The 14,516-nt window shown below is 67.2% G+C and carries 11 protein-coding genes; 7 read left to right on the forward strand and 4 right to left on the reverse strand.

Annotated features, from left to right (window positions below; all coding sequences use genetic code 11):
- The first annotated feature begins 2 nt into the window (after nucleotides 1-2).
- The 4 genes from OG584_RS13030 (at nucleotide 3) to OG584_RS13045 (ending at nucleotide 4,545) form a co-directional block, all read left to right on the forward strand.
- Nucleotides 3-1,322 carry an ABC transporter substrate-binding protein gene (locus tag OG584_RS13030; protein ID WP_405778016.1) on the forward strand — a complete coding sequence of 440 codons (1,320 nt, stop codon included), beginning with the start codon at nucleotides 3-5 and terminating at the stop codon, nucleotides 1,320-1,322.
- A 5-nt stretch (nucleotides 1,323-1,327) separates the two neighbouring features.
- Complete coding sequence (locus OG584_RS13035) at nucleotides 1,328-2,215, forward strand: carbohydrate ABC transporter permease (protein WP_405778017.1); 888 nt, start codon at nucleotides 1,328-1,330, stop codon at nucleotides 2,213-2,215.
- Nucleotides 2,212-3,069: a carbohydrate ABC transporter permease gene (locus tag OG584_RS13040; protein ID WP_405778018.1), complete on the forward strand. Its 858-nt coding sequence runs from the start codon at nucleotides 2,212-2,214 to the stop codon at nucleotides 3,067-3,069. Before OG584_RS13035 ends, OG584_RS13040 begins: the two co-directional genes overlap by 4 nt.
- 447 nt (nucleotides 3,070-3,516) lie before the next feature.
- A complete protein-coding gene (locus tag OG584_RS13045) occupies nucleotides 3,517-4,545 on the forward strand; it encodes a hydroxyacid dehydrogenase (protein WP_405778019.1) in 1,029 nt (342 codons plus the stop codon).
- Between the two features lie 177 nt (nucleotides 4,546-4,722).
- Here the strand turns inward: OG584_RS13045 and groL are convergent, their stop codons facing one another.
- Nucleotides 4,723-6,345 carry a chaperonin GroEL gene (gene groL / locus OG584_RS13050; protein ID WP_405778020.1) on the reverse strand — a complete coding sequence of 541 codons (1,623 nt, stop codon included), beginning with the start codon at nucleotides 6,343-6,345 and terminating at the stop codon, nucleotides 4,723-4,725.
- Between the two features lie 112 nt (nucleotides 6,346-6,457).
- Nucleotides 6,458-6,766, reverse strand: coding sequence for a co-chaperone GroES (gene groES, locus OG584_RS13055; RefSeq protein WP_405778021.1), 309 nt, complete (start codon nucleotides 6,764-6,766; stop codon nucleotides 6,458-6,460).
- A gap of 512 nt (nucleotides 6,767-7,278) precedes the next feature.
- Between groES and OG584_RS13060 the strand changes: the two genes are divergently transcribed.
- The gene (locus OG584_RS13060) at nucleotides 7,279-8,544 is read left to right on the forward strand and encodes a THUMP-like domain-containing protein (RefSeq protein WP_405778022.1); all 1,266 of its coding nucleotides are present in this window, start codon (nucleotides 7,279-7,281) and stop codon (nucleotides 8,542-8,544) included.
- 106 nt (nucleotides 8,545-8,650) lie between these two features.
- On the opposite strand, the gene OG584_RS13065 is transcribed toward OG584_RS13060, so the two are convergent.
- The gene (locus OG584_RS13065) at nucleotides 8,651-9,016 is read right to left on the reverse strand and encodes a hypothetical protein (protein WP_405778023.1); all 366 of its coding nucleotides are present in this window, start codon (nucleotides 9,014-9,016) and stop codon (nucleotides 8,651-8,653) included.
- Nucleotides 9,017-9,630: 614 nt separating this feature from the next.
- Here OG584_RS13065 and OG584_RS13070 point away from each other — a divergent pair.
- A complete protein-coding gene (locus OG584_RS13070; protein ID WP_405778024.1) occupies nucleotides 9,631-11,304 on the forward strand; it encodes an alpha/beta hydrolase in 1,674 nt (557 codons plus the stop codon).
- Nucleotides 11,305-11,423: 119 nt separating this feature from the next.
- On the opposite strand, the gene OG584_RS13075 is transcribed toward OG584_RS13070, so the two are convergent.
- Nucleotides 11,424-12,206 (reverse strand): hypothetical protein, encoded by a 783-nt coding sequence (locus tag OG584_RS13075; RefSeq protein ID WP_405778025.1) that lies wholly within the window; start codon nucleotides 12,204-12,206, stop codon nucleotides 11,424-11,426.
- Between the two features lie 918 nt (nucleotides 12,207-13,124).
- Between OG584_RS13075 and OG584_RS13080 the strand changes: the two genes are divergently transcribed.
- Nucleotides 13,125-14,336, forward strand: coding sequence for a DUF222 domain-containing protein (locus tag OG584_RS13080; protein WP_405778026.1), 1,212 nt, complete (start codon nucleotides 13,125-13,127; stop codon nucleotides 14,334-14,336).
- The last annotated feature ends 180 nt before the right edge of the window (nucleotides 14,337-14,516 follow it).

Below are 14,516 nucleotides of genomic sequence, written 5' to 3' on the forward strand. Positions count from 1 at the left end.
CTGTGAGCCGCAGTTGGAGCAGAACGACCCTTTCCATAGCCGGCGCCGCCACTGCCCTGGCCGTCCTCACGGCCTGCGGCAGCAGCGGCGACGACTCCGCGAAGGGAACGGACGGCAAGCCCGTGGCCATCACGTTCTGGGGCTGGGCCAAGGGTTCCAAGGAGACCGTGGACGCGTTCAACGCCTCCCACAAGAACATCCACGTGAAGTACGAGGAGATCCCGTCCGGCAACGCCGGCGGCTACGCCAAGATCTCCAACGCGGTCAAGGCGGGCAACGCCCCGGACCTGGTCTCCATCGAGTACCCACAGCTGCCTGAGTACGTCAGCCAGGGCGCGCTCCAGGACATCAGCAAGTACATGACCGACGACGTGAAGAAGCAGTTCCTGCCACAGGCCGTCGAGCAGACCACTCTGGGCGGCAAGAACTGGGCCGTCCCGTTCGATGCTTCACCGCAGGCCTTCTACTACCGCAAGGACCTCTTCGCCAAGTACGGAGTCGCGGTACCCAAGACCTGGGACGACTTCCGCAAGGCCGCGGAGAAGGTCAAGAAGGCCGACAAGAAGGCGCGGATCGGTACCTTCTTCCCGGACGACCCGACCACCTTCGAGGCGATGGCCTGGCAGGCCGGCGCTCAGTGGTTCAAGGCGTCGGGCGACACCTGGAAGGTCAACACCACGGACTCGGCCACCAACAAGGTCGCCGACTACTGGCAGGGCCTGATCAAGGACGACCTGATCCGCTCCCAGGCATCCTTCAGCCCGGAGTGGACCAACTCCCTGAAGAACGGTGGCACCATCGGCTACCTCGGCGCCGCCTGGGGTGCCGGGGTCCTGAAGTCCACGCTGCCCGAGCAGAACGGCAAGTGGGCCATCGCCCCGATGCCCACCTGGGGCGGAAAGGCCGCCAGCGGCATGCTCGGCGGGTCCACCTGGGCTGTGACCAAGGACAGCAAGCACGCTGACGCCGCAGTCGAGTTCGCCAAGTGGATGTCGACTACTCAGGACGGCATCAAGGCCCGTATCGCTTCGGGAACGTCGAGCGCCTACCCGGCCGCGACCGAGCTGCTGCCCGCGGCGAAGAAGGCCTTCAACGCCTCGTTCTACGGCGGCCAGGACATCTACCAGCTGTTCGGCACCGCAGCTGCCTCGATCAAGCCCGGCTGGACCTGGGGTCCGGCAACCGGCACCACGAACACCACGATCAAGGATCAGTTCGGCAAGGTCGCCGGCGGCGGCACAACGATTGCCGGGTCGGTCAAAGCCGGCCATGACGCGACCGTCAAGGAACTGAAGAGGCGCGGACTGAAGGTCGAGGGCTGACCGGTATGAAGGCCCGCACCCGCGCCGCCGCGATCCTGCTGACCCCGTTCTACGTCCTGTTCACCGCTGTGATGCTGGTGCCGATCGGATACGCGGTCTGGCTCAGCCTCTTCACCGAGAAACAGTCGGGGCTGGGGTTCGGCGGCACCGAGTCCGTGTTCTCGGGTCTCGACAACTATGCGGCGGCGCTGGGTGACAGGGCCTTTCGCGACGGCTTCGGCGTACTCCTCGGATACTGCGTCATCTACATCCCCCTGATGGTCTGCGGAGCCCTCGCACTCGCGCTGCTGCTGGATTCCGCGCTGGCCCGCGCCAAGCGCTTCTTCCAGCTCGCGCTCTTCCTGCCGCATGCCGTTCCCGGCATCATCGCGGCTCTGATCTGGGTGTACCTCTACACACCCGGACTGAGTCCGGTGGTCGCCGCGATGCACTCGGGCGGCATCGGCTTCAACTTCTTCTCCTCTTCGGGTGCTCTCCCCTCCATCGTCAACATCGCTCTGTGGGAGTGGCTCGGCTACAACATGGTGATCTTCTACGCCGCGCTGCAGGCCATCGACCGCTCGGTCCTCGAAGCGGCCACTGTGGACGGCGCCGGCGGCTGGCGCACCGCCATCAGCATCAAACTCCCGCTGATCCGTGCCTCCGTCGTGATGGTCGCGCTGTTCACCGTCATCGGCTCGCTCCAGCTGTTCACCGAGCCGTTGATCCTCAACAGTGGCGCCGGGTCCGCCGTCTCCTCCACCTGGACACCGAACATGTACGCGTACACCGCCGCCTTCTCGCGCAACGACTACGGGCTCGCGGCCTCCGCCTCCGTGCTCCTGGCTCTCGCCGCAGCGCTGCTGTCGTTCGTCGTCACCCGCTTCACCGGCCGCAGGGGGAAGAACGCATGAGCCCCCGTCCGGCACCGAAGAACCGCTGGCTCTCGAAGACCGCTGTCAACGGCGCACTCGTCCTCGCCGTCGTGTACATGCTCTTTCCGCTCATCTGGCTGGTCACCGCATCGACCAAGGACACCGGCGGGCTGCTCTCGGGCAACGCGTTTTCCTTCAAAGGCTTCAGCCTCGGCCACAACCTCTCCGAGCTGGCCTCCTACGGTGGCGGCGTCTACTTCCGCTGGTACGGGAACAGCTTGCTCTACGCAGGCGTGGGCGCCGTCCTCTGCTCACTGATCTGTGTGGCCGCTGGATACGCCTTCGACAAGTACGAATTCCGTGGCAAGGAGAAGCTTTTCGGGCTCGTGCTCCTGGGCGTGCTGGTACCCACCACCGCGCTCGCCCTGCCGATGTATCTGCTGGCCAGCAAGATCGGCATCGTCAACACCTACTGGTCGGTGCTGATCCCTGTCCTGGTCAACCCATTCGGCGTCTACCTCGCCAGGGTGTTCAGCGCCGGCTACATCCCGAATGAGGCACTGGAGGCAGCCCGTATCGACGGGGCCGGTGAGCTGAGGACCTTCTGGTCCATCGGTATGCCCATGATGATGCCGGGGTTCGTGACGATCTTCCTCTTCCAGTTCACGGCGATCTGGAACAACTTCTTCCTCCCCCTGGTCATGCTCTCGGACCGTGATCTCTTCCCCTTGAGCCTCGGTCTGTACTCGTGGAACACCAACACCCATAGCGAGCCGAGCTTCTATCCGCTCGTCGTCACCGGGTCCCTCCTCGCGGTCATCCCTCTCATCGTCGCTTTCGTCTCCCTCCAGCGGCACTGGAAAGCCGGCCTGACTGCCGGAAGCGTCAAATGACCACCGGCGCAGAGCCGCCGGCCGTCCTGGCCGCGGTGATTGTCACGGCCGGAGCCCGCGTGGACCGTGCCCACTCGGACCAGGGCTACGCGGGCCGCACCCACGGGGAACGGGCCTACCCGAGCCCGATCGGCACCCCAGCGACTACCACCCGCCCGATCAGCGCGCGACCAGTCAGCACCCGACCGGTTACCGGCCGAATGGTTACCGCCCGAACAACTGCCCTCAGAACAGCTACCGTCCGCCCGTCAGGCATGGACCCGTCAGGCATGGATCCGCCATCCCTGCGTCCGCCGGCCATGGACTCACCCCCCATAGGCCTGCTCGGCGTGAACCCGACCACCTCGAACCCAACTGCCCCGAGACAGAACCAGAGTGCCGATGCCGGCGCAGCCGAGCCCGGCGCCATCGAGCCCGGAGCAACCGAGAAGGAGCACTGGGACCACCATGCACCACGCCACTGACAATCGGCCGGGCGTCCTGCTTGCGATGGCTCCAGGCATTGCGGAGCGTCTTCTCGCCGAGCGGCATCACGTCCGGCTCAACGCCCTTGCGCGTACGGACAGCCGCCTAATCGCTCACGACCTGGCCAGGCCCACAGCCGATATCACCGCGGCTCTCGCCGAGGCCGAAGTTCTCTTCACCTGCTGGGGCGCGACACCACTCACCGCGCGCATCCTGGACTCCGCGCCGCGCCTGCGGGCCGTCGTCCATGCGGCGGGTTCGGTCAAGCACCACATCACGGAGGCTTGCTGGGAGCGTGGCATCACCGTCACCTCGGCCGCCGCAGCCAATGCCCTGCCCGTGGCCGAATACACCCTCGCCACGATCCTGCTCACCAACAAGCGCGTCCTGGAGTCCGCGTCCCGGTACCGGGCGAAGCGCGGTGACCTCGAATGGCGGGACCCGCTGGACGGCGCGGGCAACTATCGCCGCACGGTCGGCATAGTGGGGGCCTCCCGGATCGGCCGCCGGGTGATCGAACTGCTGCGCCCCTTCGATCTGAGGGTCCTGCTGTACGACCCGTACATCGATGCGGGCGAGGCCACCGCGCTGGGCGTGGAGTCGGTACCGCTGGACGAACTCTGCGCGCGCAGCGACATCGTCACGGTTCACGCTCCGCAGCTTCCCTCCACCCTGCACATGATCGGGGCCCGTCAGCTGGCCGCGATGCGGGACGGAGCGACGCTGATCAACACCGCCCGCGGCTCGCTGGTCGATGAGGCAGCCCTGGTCCCGGAGCTGGCAGCCGGGCGGCTGTACGCGGTCCTCGACGTCACCGACCCCGAGACCCCCTGTGCGGGGTCGCCCCTCTACGACCTGCCGAATGTCCTGCTGACGCCGCATATCGCGGGTTCACTCGGCGGCGAGCTGCACCGGATGGCGGACCAGGCGCTGGACGAGCTTGAACGGTACGCGTCGGGACAGGCCTTCGCGGATCCGGTGCTTCCGTCGGACCTGACGCACTCGGCCTAGCCGCCGAGCACTCCCGAACGGACCCGTATGTGAACACCCGGGCTCCGGCCCTACTCCAAACCGCTGAGGCCCGGCACCCCTTCGAAGGGGTGCCGGGCCTCAGGCGTGCGATGTGCCAGCCTCAGTGAAACTGACAGCCTCAGTACGAGGTGACAGCCTCACTGCCAGGTGTCAGCCTCAGTGCGAGTGACCGTGGCCGTGGCCCGCCTCGGGCTCCTCCTCCGCCGGCTTCTCGACGACCAGGGTCTCGGTCGTGAGCAGCAGGGAAGCAATGGAAGCGGCGTTCTCCAGCGCGGAACGGGTGACCTTGACCGGGTCGATGACGCCGGCCTTCACCAGGTCGCCGTACTCACCGGTTGCGGCGTTGAAACCGTTGCCCTTGTCGAGCTCGGCGACCTTCGAGGTGATGACGTAGCCCTCGAGGCCGGCGTTCTCGGCGATCCAGCGCAGCGGCTCGACGGCGGCGCGGCGGACGACTGCGACACCGGTCGCCTCGTCGCCCGTCTTGCCCAGGTTGCCCTCGAGCACCTTGACGGCGTGCACCAGAGCGGAGCCGCCACCGGAGACGATGCCCTCCTCGACCGCAGCGCGGGTCGCGGAGATGGCGTCCTCCAGACGGTGCTTCTTCTCCTTGAGCTCCACCTCGGTTGCGGCACCGACACGGATCACGCACACGCCGCCGGCCAGCTTCGCGAGGCGCTCCTGGAGCTTCTCGCGGTCCCAGTCGGAGTCCGTGGACTCGATCTCGGCCTTGATCTGGTTGACGCGGCCCTGGACCTCGTCGGACTTGCCACCGCCGTCGACGATGACGGTGTCGTCCTTCGTGATGGTCACGCGGCGGGCGGTGCCCAGCACGTCGAGACCAGCCTGGTCGAGCTTGAGGCCGACCTCCTCGGCGATGACGGTGGCACCGGTGAGGGTGGCCATGTCGCCGAGCATCGCCTTGCGGCGGTCGCCGAAGCCGGGGGCCTTGACCGCGACCGCGTTGAAGGTGCCGCGGATCTTGTTCACGACCAGGGTCGACAGGGCCTCGCCCTCGACGTCCTCGGCGATGATCAGCAGCGGCTTGGAGCTGCCGGCCTGGATGACCTTCTCAAGGAGCGGCAGCAGGTCCTGGATCGAACCGATCTTGCCCTGGTGGATCAGGATGTACGGGTCGTCGAGGACGGCCTCCATGCGCTCCTGGTCGGTCACCATGTACGGCGAGAGGTAGCCCTTGTCGAAGGCCATGCCCTCGGTGAAGTCCAGGTCCAGACCGAAGGTGTTGGACTCCTCGACGGTGATGACACCGTCCTTGCCGACCTTGTCCATCGCCTCGGCAATGAGCTCGCCGACCTGCTTGTCCTGCGCGGAGAGACCGGCGACAGCAGCGATGTCCGACTTGTCATCGATCGGGCGGGCGGTCGCGAGGAGCTCCTCGGACACAGCCTTGACCGCGGCGTCGATGCCCTTCTTCAGGGAGGCGGGGGACGCACCGGCGGCGACGTTGCGCAGACCCTCGCGGACCAGCGCCTGAGCCAGCACGGTGGCGGTGGTGGTGCCGTCACCCGCGATGTCGTTGGTCTTGGTCGCCACCTCCTTCACCAGCTGCGCACCGAGGTTCTCGTACGGGTCGTCGAGCTCGACCTCACGGGCGATCGTGACACCGTCGTTGGTGATGGTGGGGGCACCGAACTTCTTGTCGATGACGACGTTGCGGCCCTTGGGGCCGATCGTCACCTTGACCGTGTCGGCAAGCTTGTTGACGCCGCGCTCAAGGGCGCGACGGGCGTCCTCGTCGAACTTCAGGATCTTCGCCATGGAGCTGATTCAGTCCTCTCAAAAACGAACTGCGCCCCCAGCGCCCGCCACTCGGTGTGCGAACACAGCAGATGCGGGGCCAGGGGCGCAGATCAAGAAATGCGTCGGTGAATTACTTCTCGACGATCGCGAGAACGTCGCGAGCCGAGAGGACGAGGTACTCCTCGCCGTTGTACTTCACCTCAGTCCCGCCGTACTTGCTGTACAGCACGACATCGTCGGCCTTGACGTCGAGCGGAAGACGCTCGCCGTTCTCGAAGCGGCCCGGGCCCACGGCCAGGACGACGCCCTCCTGGGGCTTCTCCTTGGCGGTGTCCGGAATGACCAGGCCGGAGGCCGTGGTCTGCTCGGCGTCGAGCGGCTGGACCACAATGCGGTCCTCGAGCGGCTTAATGGCAACCTTGGAGCTGGTTGTCGACACGATCCGGTCTCCCCCTTCGGAGATCTCACGGGGTGAACTGTCTGAGTGGCGACCGGATGGATCCGTCGTCGCGGGTGCCGGACCGGCCCGTCGCCATATTTGGCACTCTCCCGTGGGGAGTGCCAGAACTGAGACTAGGACGGCAGTTAGCACTCGGTCAAGCGGAGTGCCAATGTGCCTGCCCATGTCGTCATCCCGATCGACCTCCTGCCGCGCTCCTGCATGACTCCCCGGCAGCCTCGTGACGAGTCCCCCGCCGGCTTCGTGACGAGTCCCTGCCGGCCTCGTGACGATTTCCCGTCTCCACCTCTGACGACTCCTTGTCCAGCCACTGACGGCCTCGCGACGGCCATAAGAACGGGGCTCCGCCGGACTGCGGCCCAAGCTGTAACCACCCAGCCGGGTCGCCGACGCCTGAACAGCGGCACCTGATCACCGTCGCCGGGGGCCGCCCGTACCGGGTCGCCCCGGGCCACACCGGATCGCCCGTCCCGATCCCCGACAATGGACAGGTGACCGATCTCGACGCCTTCACCGCACTGTTCACCGATGAGGGCCCCGCCCTGCTCGAGTCCCTGCGGGGGTACGACCCCGCGCAGGAGCTGGCCGTCGCCACCCGGTTGCGCCGTTCCCACCCCACCGAGCTGGTATCCGCCGCCCTCGCCCAGGCACGGCTTCGGCAACGGGCCGTGCCGAAATTCGGCGCCGACGACGCGTACCGGATGTTCTTCACGCCCAACGGAGTGGAGCAGTCCACCCGTAAATCCGTCGCCGAATACCGCGCCGGCCGCTTCGCCGCGCTGGGTGTCCGCAGCGTCGCTGATCTGTGCTGCGGCATCGGCGGGGACGCTCTGGCACTTGCCCGCGCCGGGATCTCCGTACTGGCGGTCGACCGCGATCCGCTGACGGCCGAAGTCGTACGAGCCAACGCGGACGCCCTCGGGCTCAGCGATCTGATCGAGGTGCGGTGCGCTGATGTGGCGGATGTTGACACGGACCCGTACGACGCTGTCTTCGTCGACCCGGCACGGCGGGGCGGGCGAGGCCGGATCTTCAACCCTGAGGCGTACTCGCCCCCGCTGTCCTGGGCGACTGGCGCGGTGACCGGGCGTCCAGCGTCCGACCAGTCACCAGGGCCAGCGGGAACCACTGGCGTGACAGCCATCAAGACAGGAGTCGTCAAGACGGGGGCCATCAAGATTGCCCCCGGTATCCCCCACGAGATGATCCCGAGCAGCGCCGAGGGCGAGTGGATCTCCGACGGCGGTGATGTAAAGGAAGCGGTGCTCTGGTTCGGCACGGACCCAGGCCTGCGCCGTGCCACCCTGCTCCCTTCGGGAGCCACGCTCACCGGCCGAGGACTCCCTGACCCCGCGGTTCGCGCGCTGGGAAGGTATCTGTACGAACCGGATGGCGCCGTCATTCGCGCCCACCTCGTCGCCGAGGTCGCCGAAGAACTCGGTGGCGGGCTGATCGACGAGACCATCGCTTACATCACGGCGGACGACCTGCAGCCCACCCCGTACGCGACTGCCTACGAGATCACGGACGAGCTCCCCTTCGGCCTGAAAAAATTGAAGGCCCTGCTGCGTGAACGGAAGGTCGGGAACCTCACCGTCAAGAAGCGGGGCTCGGCGGTCGAACCGGAAGAGGTGCGACGCAGAGTGAAACCGCAGGGGCCGAACGCGGCCACTGTGATCCTCACCCGCGTCGCCGGCGCGCCCACCATGCTGATCGGTCAGCCCGCCGTCACCCCGCAGGCGACCCCCCGCTCCTGACGGGCCCTATGGACCTGACGGCCAGGCAGCCGGTTCTTCTCCCTCTCCCCGCCCTCCGTCTCCGGCCCGCCTCGACTCCCCATAGGGCAGACCCCCGACAACTGCTTCAGGCCAGGTCCGTCAGCTCGTCCGCGTACACCTGGGACAGTGGTTGCGGCCCCACGTACTGCTGGCAGTTGCACACCCCGGGCTCGAAGCTCAGCGGCTTCTTGTTCTCGTCCCAGGCCGTCGGCACCTCTACGGTCTCGTGACACTTACCGTGCCGGTCGTGCTTGGCGAGGTGATGCGTGCAGCCGCAAACTGGCTCGGGCGGTTTGTGCGCCGCCTCGAGCTCCCTGCGCTCCCGTTCGGCCGTCTGCAGCCGCTCCATCCTGCGCTCATGACGAGTGCGCAGCGCGGTACGGCCCGTATCGGCGATCCAGCCGAAGCCGCCGACCATGAAGAAGATGAATACCCACCAGAACCAGCTCACTTGCTGCCCCTTCCCCCGGCGCGTGTGTTCCGGTCCCAAGGTTACGCGTACGACCTCAGGGAGCCGTAGGCCGAGCACCAATCAGAGGTTGGGGTACTTGGCCGGTTGCTGAGGGGGTGGGGTGCGGCGCTGGGTGACGGCGTGGCTTCATGAAGCATGACGGCGTGGCTGCATGACGGCGTGGCTGTATGACGGCGTGGCTGCATGACGGCGTGGCTGCATGGGCGGGCTTGGAGGGTGTACCGCCGGATGACGCCGTAGGCCGGGTGTGTGGCCAGGCACCTGACTGACCCGTCGGCGGTTGCGTGGCTGCACCCCTCGGTGGTCCATCGGCTGGGTGTGCCTGCTCCTGGCTACCTCTCGCCGGTTTCCTCTCGCCCGCGCGTGCGACTGCGGCTGTGTGTGGAGGGGCGCCGGGGAGTCGGAACCGCGACCGGTTGGCGGCCGGTCCCCCGTACGGCCCTTGCGCGAGGCGCGATCCGACGGGCCGTCAGAGGATGATCAACATGACGCCTCGTAAGCCGTCGCGCCTGTCGGCGCGTTTGTCGCACCGTTCGTCGCATCCTTCGCAGCCCGCTGCCCCGCTCCGTGCACCGTCCGGCGCTGCGCTCCCTATGCCACCCGGCCCCGCACTCGGTACGCCGCCCGGCGAACCGTCCCGGCAGGAGCGGCTCGGAGCCCCTCGCAGAGCCGCCGTTCGCGCCCTGGGATGCGCAGCCGCCACTTCCCTGCTGCTTGGCGGCCCCGCGTTCGCCGCTGTCCCGGCCCCTCCCGCTGCCACCCCGTCGGCCACCACCCCGACGGCCCTCACCAGGCCGGCTGCCGCTCCGCCGACTTCCGCCGCGGAACGCCGGACTCCAGGCCGGCCGACGTGGGCCGCGTGCCCTGCCCCGTCTCAGGCTCAAGGCGGAGGCAGGGCCCCCGGCACCGGCTGGACCTGCGCCACCCTGAACGTCCCTCTCGACTACGCCAAACCGGGAGGGAAGACGATTCCACTGGCGCTGATCCGGCATCGCGCCACGGGCCCCGGCAAGCGCATCGGTTCGCTGATCTACAACTTCGGCGGCCCCGGCGGTTCGGGAGTCGACACGCTCCCCGCCTTCACCCCCACGTTCGCCAAACTCAACACCCGCTACGACCTGGTGAGTTTCGACCCGCGCGGCGTCGGCAACAGCGCGCCCGTCAGTTGCCTCGCCGATCGGGACACCGACACGCTCAATGCCGCCGACTCCACACCCGACACTCCCGCAGAGGCCCGGACGTGGATGGACGCCACGCAGAACTTCGCGGCGCAGTGCGCGAAGAAGTCCGGCCCTCTCCTGCCGTATCTGACGACCACCAGTGTGGCCAGGGACCTGGACCGGATCCGGGCAGCGGTGGGTGACAAAAAGCTGAACTACTACGGGTTCTCCTACGGTACGGAGCTGGGCGCGACCTATGCCCACCTCTTCCCGCAGAAGGTGGGCCGGGCCGTACTGGACGGCGTCATGCACCCGGACCTGGACTTCAGACAAGGTGCGCTCTACCAGCTCAAGGGCTTTCAGCTGGCTCTGGACCACTTCGCGCGCTCCTGCGTTGCGGCCACTTACGTCTGTCCGCTGCACCGCTCGACACCCGCGGAGGTCGAGAAGGTACTCATCGACCTCGTGGCCGGTCTGGACAAACACCCTGCAGCCGCGGCAGGAGGGCGCACACTCAACGAATCGCTCGCGCTGACAGCGATCGAGGGCGCGCTGTACTCACCGGAGTCCGGCTGGCCGCTGATGTCACGCGCGGTTGCCGAATACCTCCGTACGCACAACCCCACGGCCCTGCTGGCGATGGCCGACAACATGACGGGCCGCGACACCAAAGGGCACTACTCGAACAGCAGTAACGTCTTCGCCGCCACCACCTGCGCCGACTTCGGCGTTCCGGTGCAGAAAGCCGAGATCGAGCGCCAACTGCCCGCCTATCGCAAGGCGTCGCCATTGTTCGGCGCTCAGTTCGCGTGGGCGCTGAACCAGTGCACGTACTGGCCCGTCAAGGGAGCCATGAAGCACATGGATGTCAGGGCAAAGGGGGCCCCACCCATCCTGGTCATCGGCAACACGGGCGATCCGGCCACCCCGTACGGCGGGGCCGAGGCGATGGCACGGCGGCTCGGGAGGGGCGTCGGGGTGCTGGTCAGCTGGAAGGGCGGCGAGGGACACTGCTCGTACGGGAACGGCAGCGCGTGCATCGACGGCACGGCGAACGCCTACCTGCTGGACGGGAAGGTGCCGGCTTACGGAACAAGCTGCTCCTGACATCCCGGCACGGAGCCGGAGACGTCAGGCGGCTGACGGGGACTCGGGACCGGTGGCGCCTGGACCGGGTGCGAGAACCTGTCACAGGGACAGACTCGGCTGGCACGAGGACCGGGCGGTCACTCCCGCAGCAGTTCAGCCGCAAGTCGTTTGATCTGCAGGGCGAGGGGGCGCTGCGCAGGCTCGTACTGGGCGGATGCGTCAGCGAGCCGTACGACATCCTCCCGCCACCGGCCGCTCGCCACCCCGCTCGCACCCACGCGCTGCAGGCCGCGCTCCAACAGTCCCGTTGCCACATCCGGCTGCCCACGCAGCACCGCCTTGACGACAGCCACCGCATTGGCGAGCGCGCTGGCCGCGAGAGACCACCGGGGGGTCTCAGCTGTCCTTGGACTGACACTGTCCTGCGGCTGGCGTCCACCCCAAGACTCGAGTGGCGCCGGTGTCGGGCCCGACACCGGGCCTGACACCGGCAGTACGGATGCGCCGGTGCGACAGGTCTGCCTGGCCTGGCCGATCTGCCCCACCTGGCCGATCTGCTCGGTCGATGCTGTCGTGACCTCCAGGTCCAGACGCCAGAACAGCGGCATGTCCCGGAAGGCGACGAACATCAGTCGCCGGTCGGGCGACTGATGAAAAGCCGGATCACTGCGCAGCGACGCCACCACCCGTACCGCCCCCAGACAGTCTCCGACGGCAGCCACACAGGCGTCGAACTCCGCGTCAGGCACTGTCCAGGCAAGATCGATGTCGCTGTACATGTCCGCCGTACCCCGGGCGAGCGAGCCACGCAACGCCGCCACCGAACCAGGGCACTGGGCCCCGAGCGCGCTCTGCACCTGCTGAGCGAAGACAATCCGGCGGGCGGGGTTCAAGTCCAGGTCGGGCGGCGTGGAGGACATGGCGCCACAGTTTAGCGATCGACGTGGCAAACCGGGTGGGAACCAGGGGCTCGAGAGCCTCCACACTGCGTGTTCCGGCCCGTCCGTACTTGCGTGCCGGTCTGTGCGTGCCATCCGGCCGCCGCGCACACCTGTTCCCTGCGTATCCGCACCTCGCAGACCTGACGAGCCCTGGCAGGCCGCTGGGTCGCGCGGGACGGAGCTGCACATCTGCGGGCGGAGTCGACATGTTGAGTTCCGCCTTCCGGATCTGCCATTCGTAAGGGTGAAAACGCCCCACAACCTGGCGTAACTACAGAGAGTGAGCAACGATAGGCAGGTGACTCGCCTAAGGAATGGCGAGAGTCGAGGCCAATCACGGGGGTGCGGGCCATGACCGTCCAGACTGATCCACGAAACCGAGCAACAGGAGCCAGGCAGCCTGCTCAAGCGATCCACACACTCCGGAGCGCAGTTCGGGGCGGGGCAGCGCAACATGCTCCGTCCAAGCTTTTCGGGCCACGCGTTCCTTTCAATCCACTCGGCCCTTTCGATGCGCTCAACCCGTTCAAGCCGTTCGGCTTGGCGAATGAGCCGAACGGGCCGAACAGGGACGACAGGAGTTCTCGGCCAGACAAGGAATCCCGGCCTGATCGGAAGTCCATGCCTGCCCGGAAGTCCGGGCCCGACCAGGAATCCGGGCTCCGGCTCCCCGCCTCTTCAACACCGTCCAAGGCCTCCAGCCCGCCCAGTGCGTCGCTGCCACCACTGAGGCCACCCGGCCCCAAGCCTTCCGCCACCGACTCCCCCATCCCCAGGACTCCGGACGACTGGGCTGCCCACCTTCGCGAGACAACTCCATCCGCTCAGACCGCTGCACTTCTCGGAGTCCTGGGATCAGAGAAGCTGTCACCGCGCGGACGCATCGACGCACTGGCCGTGCTGGAGCGCCACGCGGCTTGGTTCGCGGCCCGGCAAGTCCAACTGCTGTCGGACATCGCAGTACACGCTGAGACAACACTTCCCTCCGGCGAACACGATGCCGATACCCGGCTCCTGAACCACGGGGACTACGCGGCCGAAGAGGTGGCCTGTGCCCTTCGGATCAGCAACACCACCGCTGCCGACAGACTCCAGGTCGCCAAAGAACTGGCCGGCCAGTTCACCAACACGCTCGGCCTGCTCGAGGGCGGAGAGATCTGCTACATGCAGGCCAGGAACCTGGCCAACGCCTGCCGTGTCCTGGGACCGGAGGCAGCCGCCCGGGTCGAGACGGCCATGGTGACAAAGATGCCGACCCAGGCCACCGGCCAGAGTTCCCGAGCACTCCGCCGACAGGTGATCAAGGCAGACCCGGATGGTTACCAGCAGCGGTTGGAACTGCGGATGAAGGAGCGGGAGATCGTCCGCTATCCGCAGGACGACGGAATGGTCACCTGGGGCGCCACGGTGCCTGCGGAGTTGGGCGCACGCTTCGACCAAGCAGTGGACACCCATGCCGCGGTCCTGCCCGTGGACGACCGCACGCTCAGCCAGCGCCGGGTAGATGCTCTTGCCGATCTCATTCTCAACCGACCTTTCCTGCAGGCCGGTTCCCATGTGCCCACGGAACTCGAAACGCCCCGAACAGGCACCTCTGCGCAGCCAACCGCCGCCACAGCACTCGTCCACGTGACCGTGCCCCTCGACGTGCTGATCGGCGCGAGCGAGGATCCGGCAGAACTCAAGGGCTACGGTCCCATCACAGCCACACAGGCCCGCACCGTCGCCTTCGCCGAGGGAACGATCTGGCGCCGCTTGATCACCCATCCGAAGACAGGTCTGCTCATCAAGACCGACCCCACCACCTATCGCCCCACAGCTGAAGCTGAACGCCATGTCATCGCCCGGGACCAGCAGTGCGCCTTCCCTTCCTGCCGAATGCCCGCCCAGCGATGCGACCTCGACCACATCAAGAAGTTCGACCACGACCATCCCGAGTCGGGCGGGAAAACGGTCCCGGAGAATCTCATCCCGATCTGCCGTCGCCATCATCTGATGAAACATCGCGCCAACTGGACCGTCACACGGGACTCAATCACCGGGATCACCACCTGGGTCAGCCCGACGGGCCACATCTATCTCAATGCGCCGCGAAACTATGGCGAATAACAAGGGCACCGGTCAGCGGCGGCTACTGCCCGCACCGCGGCCGGCTCACCACCAGAAACAGACACGGCGCCAACGACCGGCTCAGACGATCCACCGAGCCCTCCACCGGACTCCGGCAGCGCATGACCGTAAGCCCAGGTGCTTCGCCGCGGCCAGGCACCAATACGGGCCGCACCACAC

This window comes from Streptomyces sp. NBC_00859 (genome assembly GCF_045161865.1).
GTDB lineage: Bacteria > Actinomycetota > Actinomycetes > Streptomycetales > Streptomycetaceae > Streptomyces.

What these genes read in the sequence shown, in the direction of transcription:
- OG584_RS13035 (WP_405778017.1), top strand. Translation starts at nt 1,328, where the DNA reads ATGAAGGCCCGCACCCGCGCCGCCGCGATCCTGCTGACCCCGTTCTAC.
- OG584_RS13040 (WP_405778018.1), top strand. Translation starts at nt 2,212, where the DNA reads ATGAGCCCCCGTCCGGCACCGAAGAACCGCTGGCTCTCGAAGACCGCT.
- OG584_RS13045 (WP_405778019.1), top strand. Translation starts at nt 3,517, where the DNA reads ATGCACCACGCCACTGACAATCGGCCGGGCGTCCTGCTTGCGATGGCT.
- groL (WP_405778020.1), bottom strand. Translation starts at nt 6,345, where the DNA reads ATGGCGAAGATCCTGAAGTTCGACGAGGACGCCCGTCGCGCCCTTGAG.
- OG584_RS13070 (WP_405778024.1), top strand. Translation starts at nt 9,631, where the DNA reads ATGCCACCCGGCCCCGCACTCGGTACGCCGCCCGGCGAACCGTCCCGG.
- OG584_RS13075 (WP_405778025.1), bottom strand. Translation starts at nt 12,206, where the DNA reads ATGTCCTCCACGCCGCCCGACCTGGACTTGAACCCCGCCCGCCGGATT.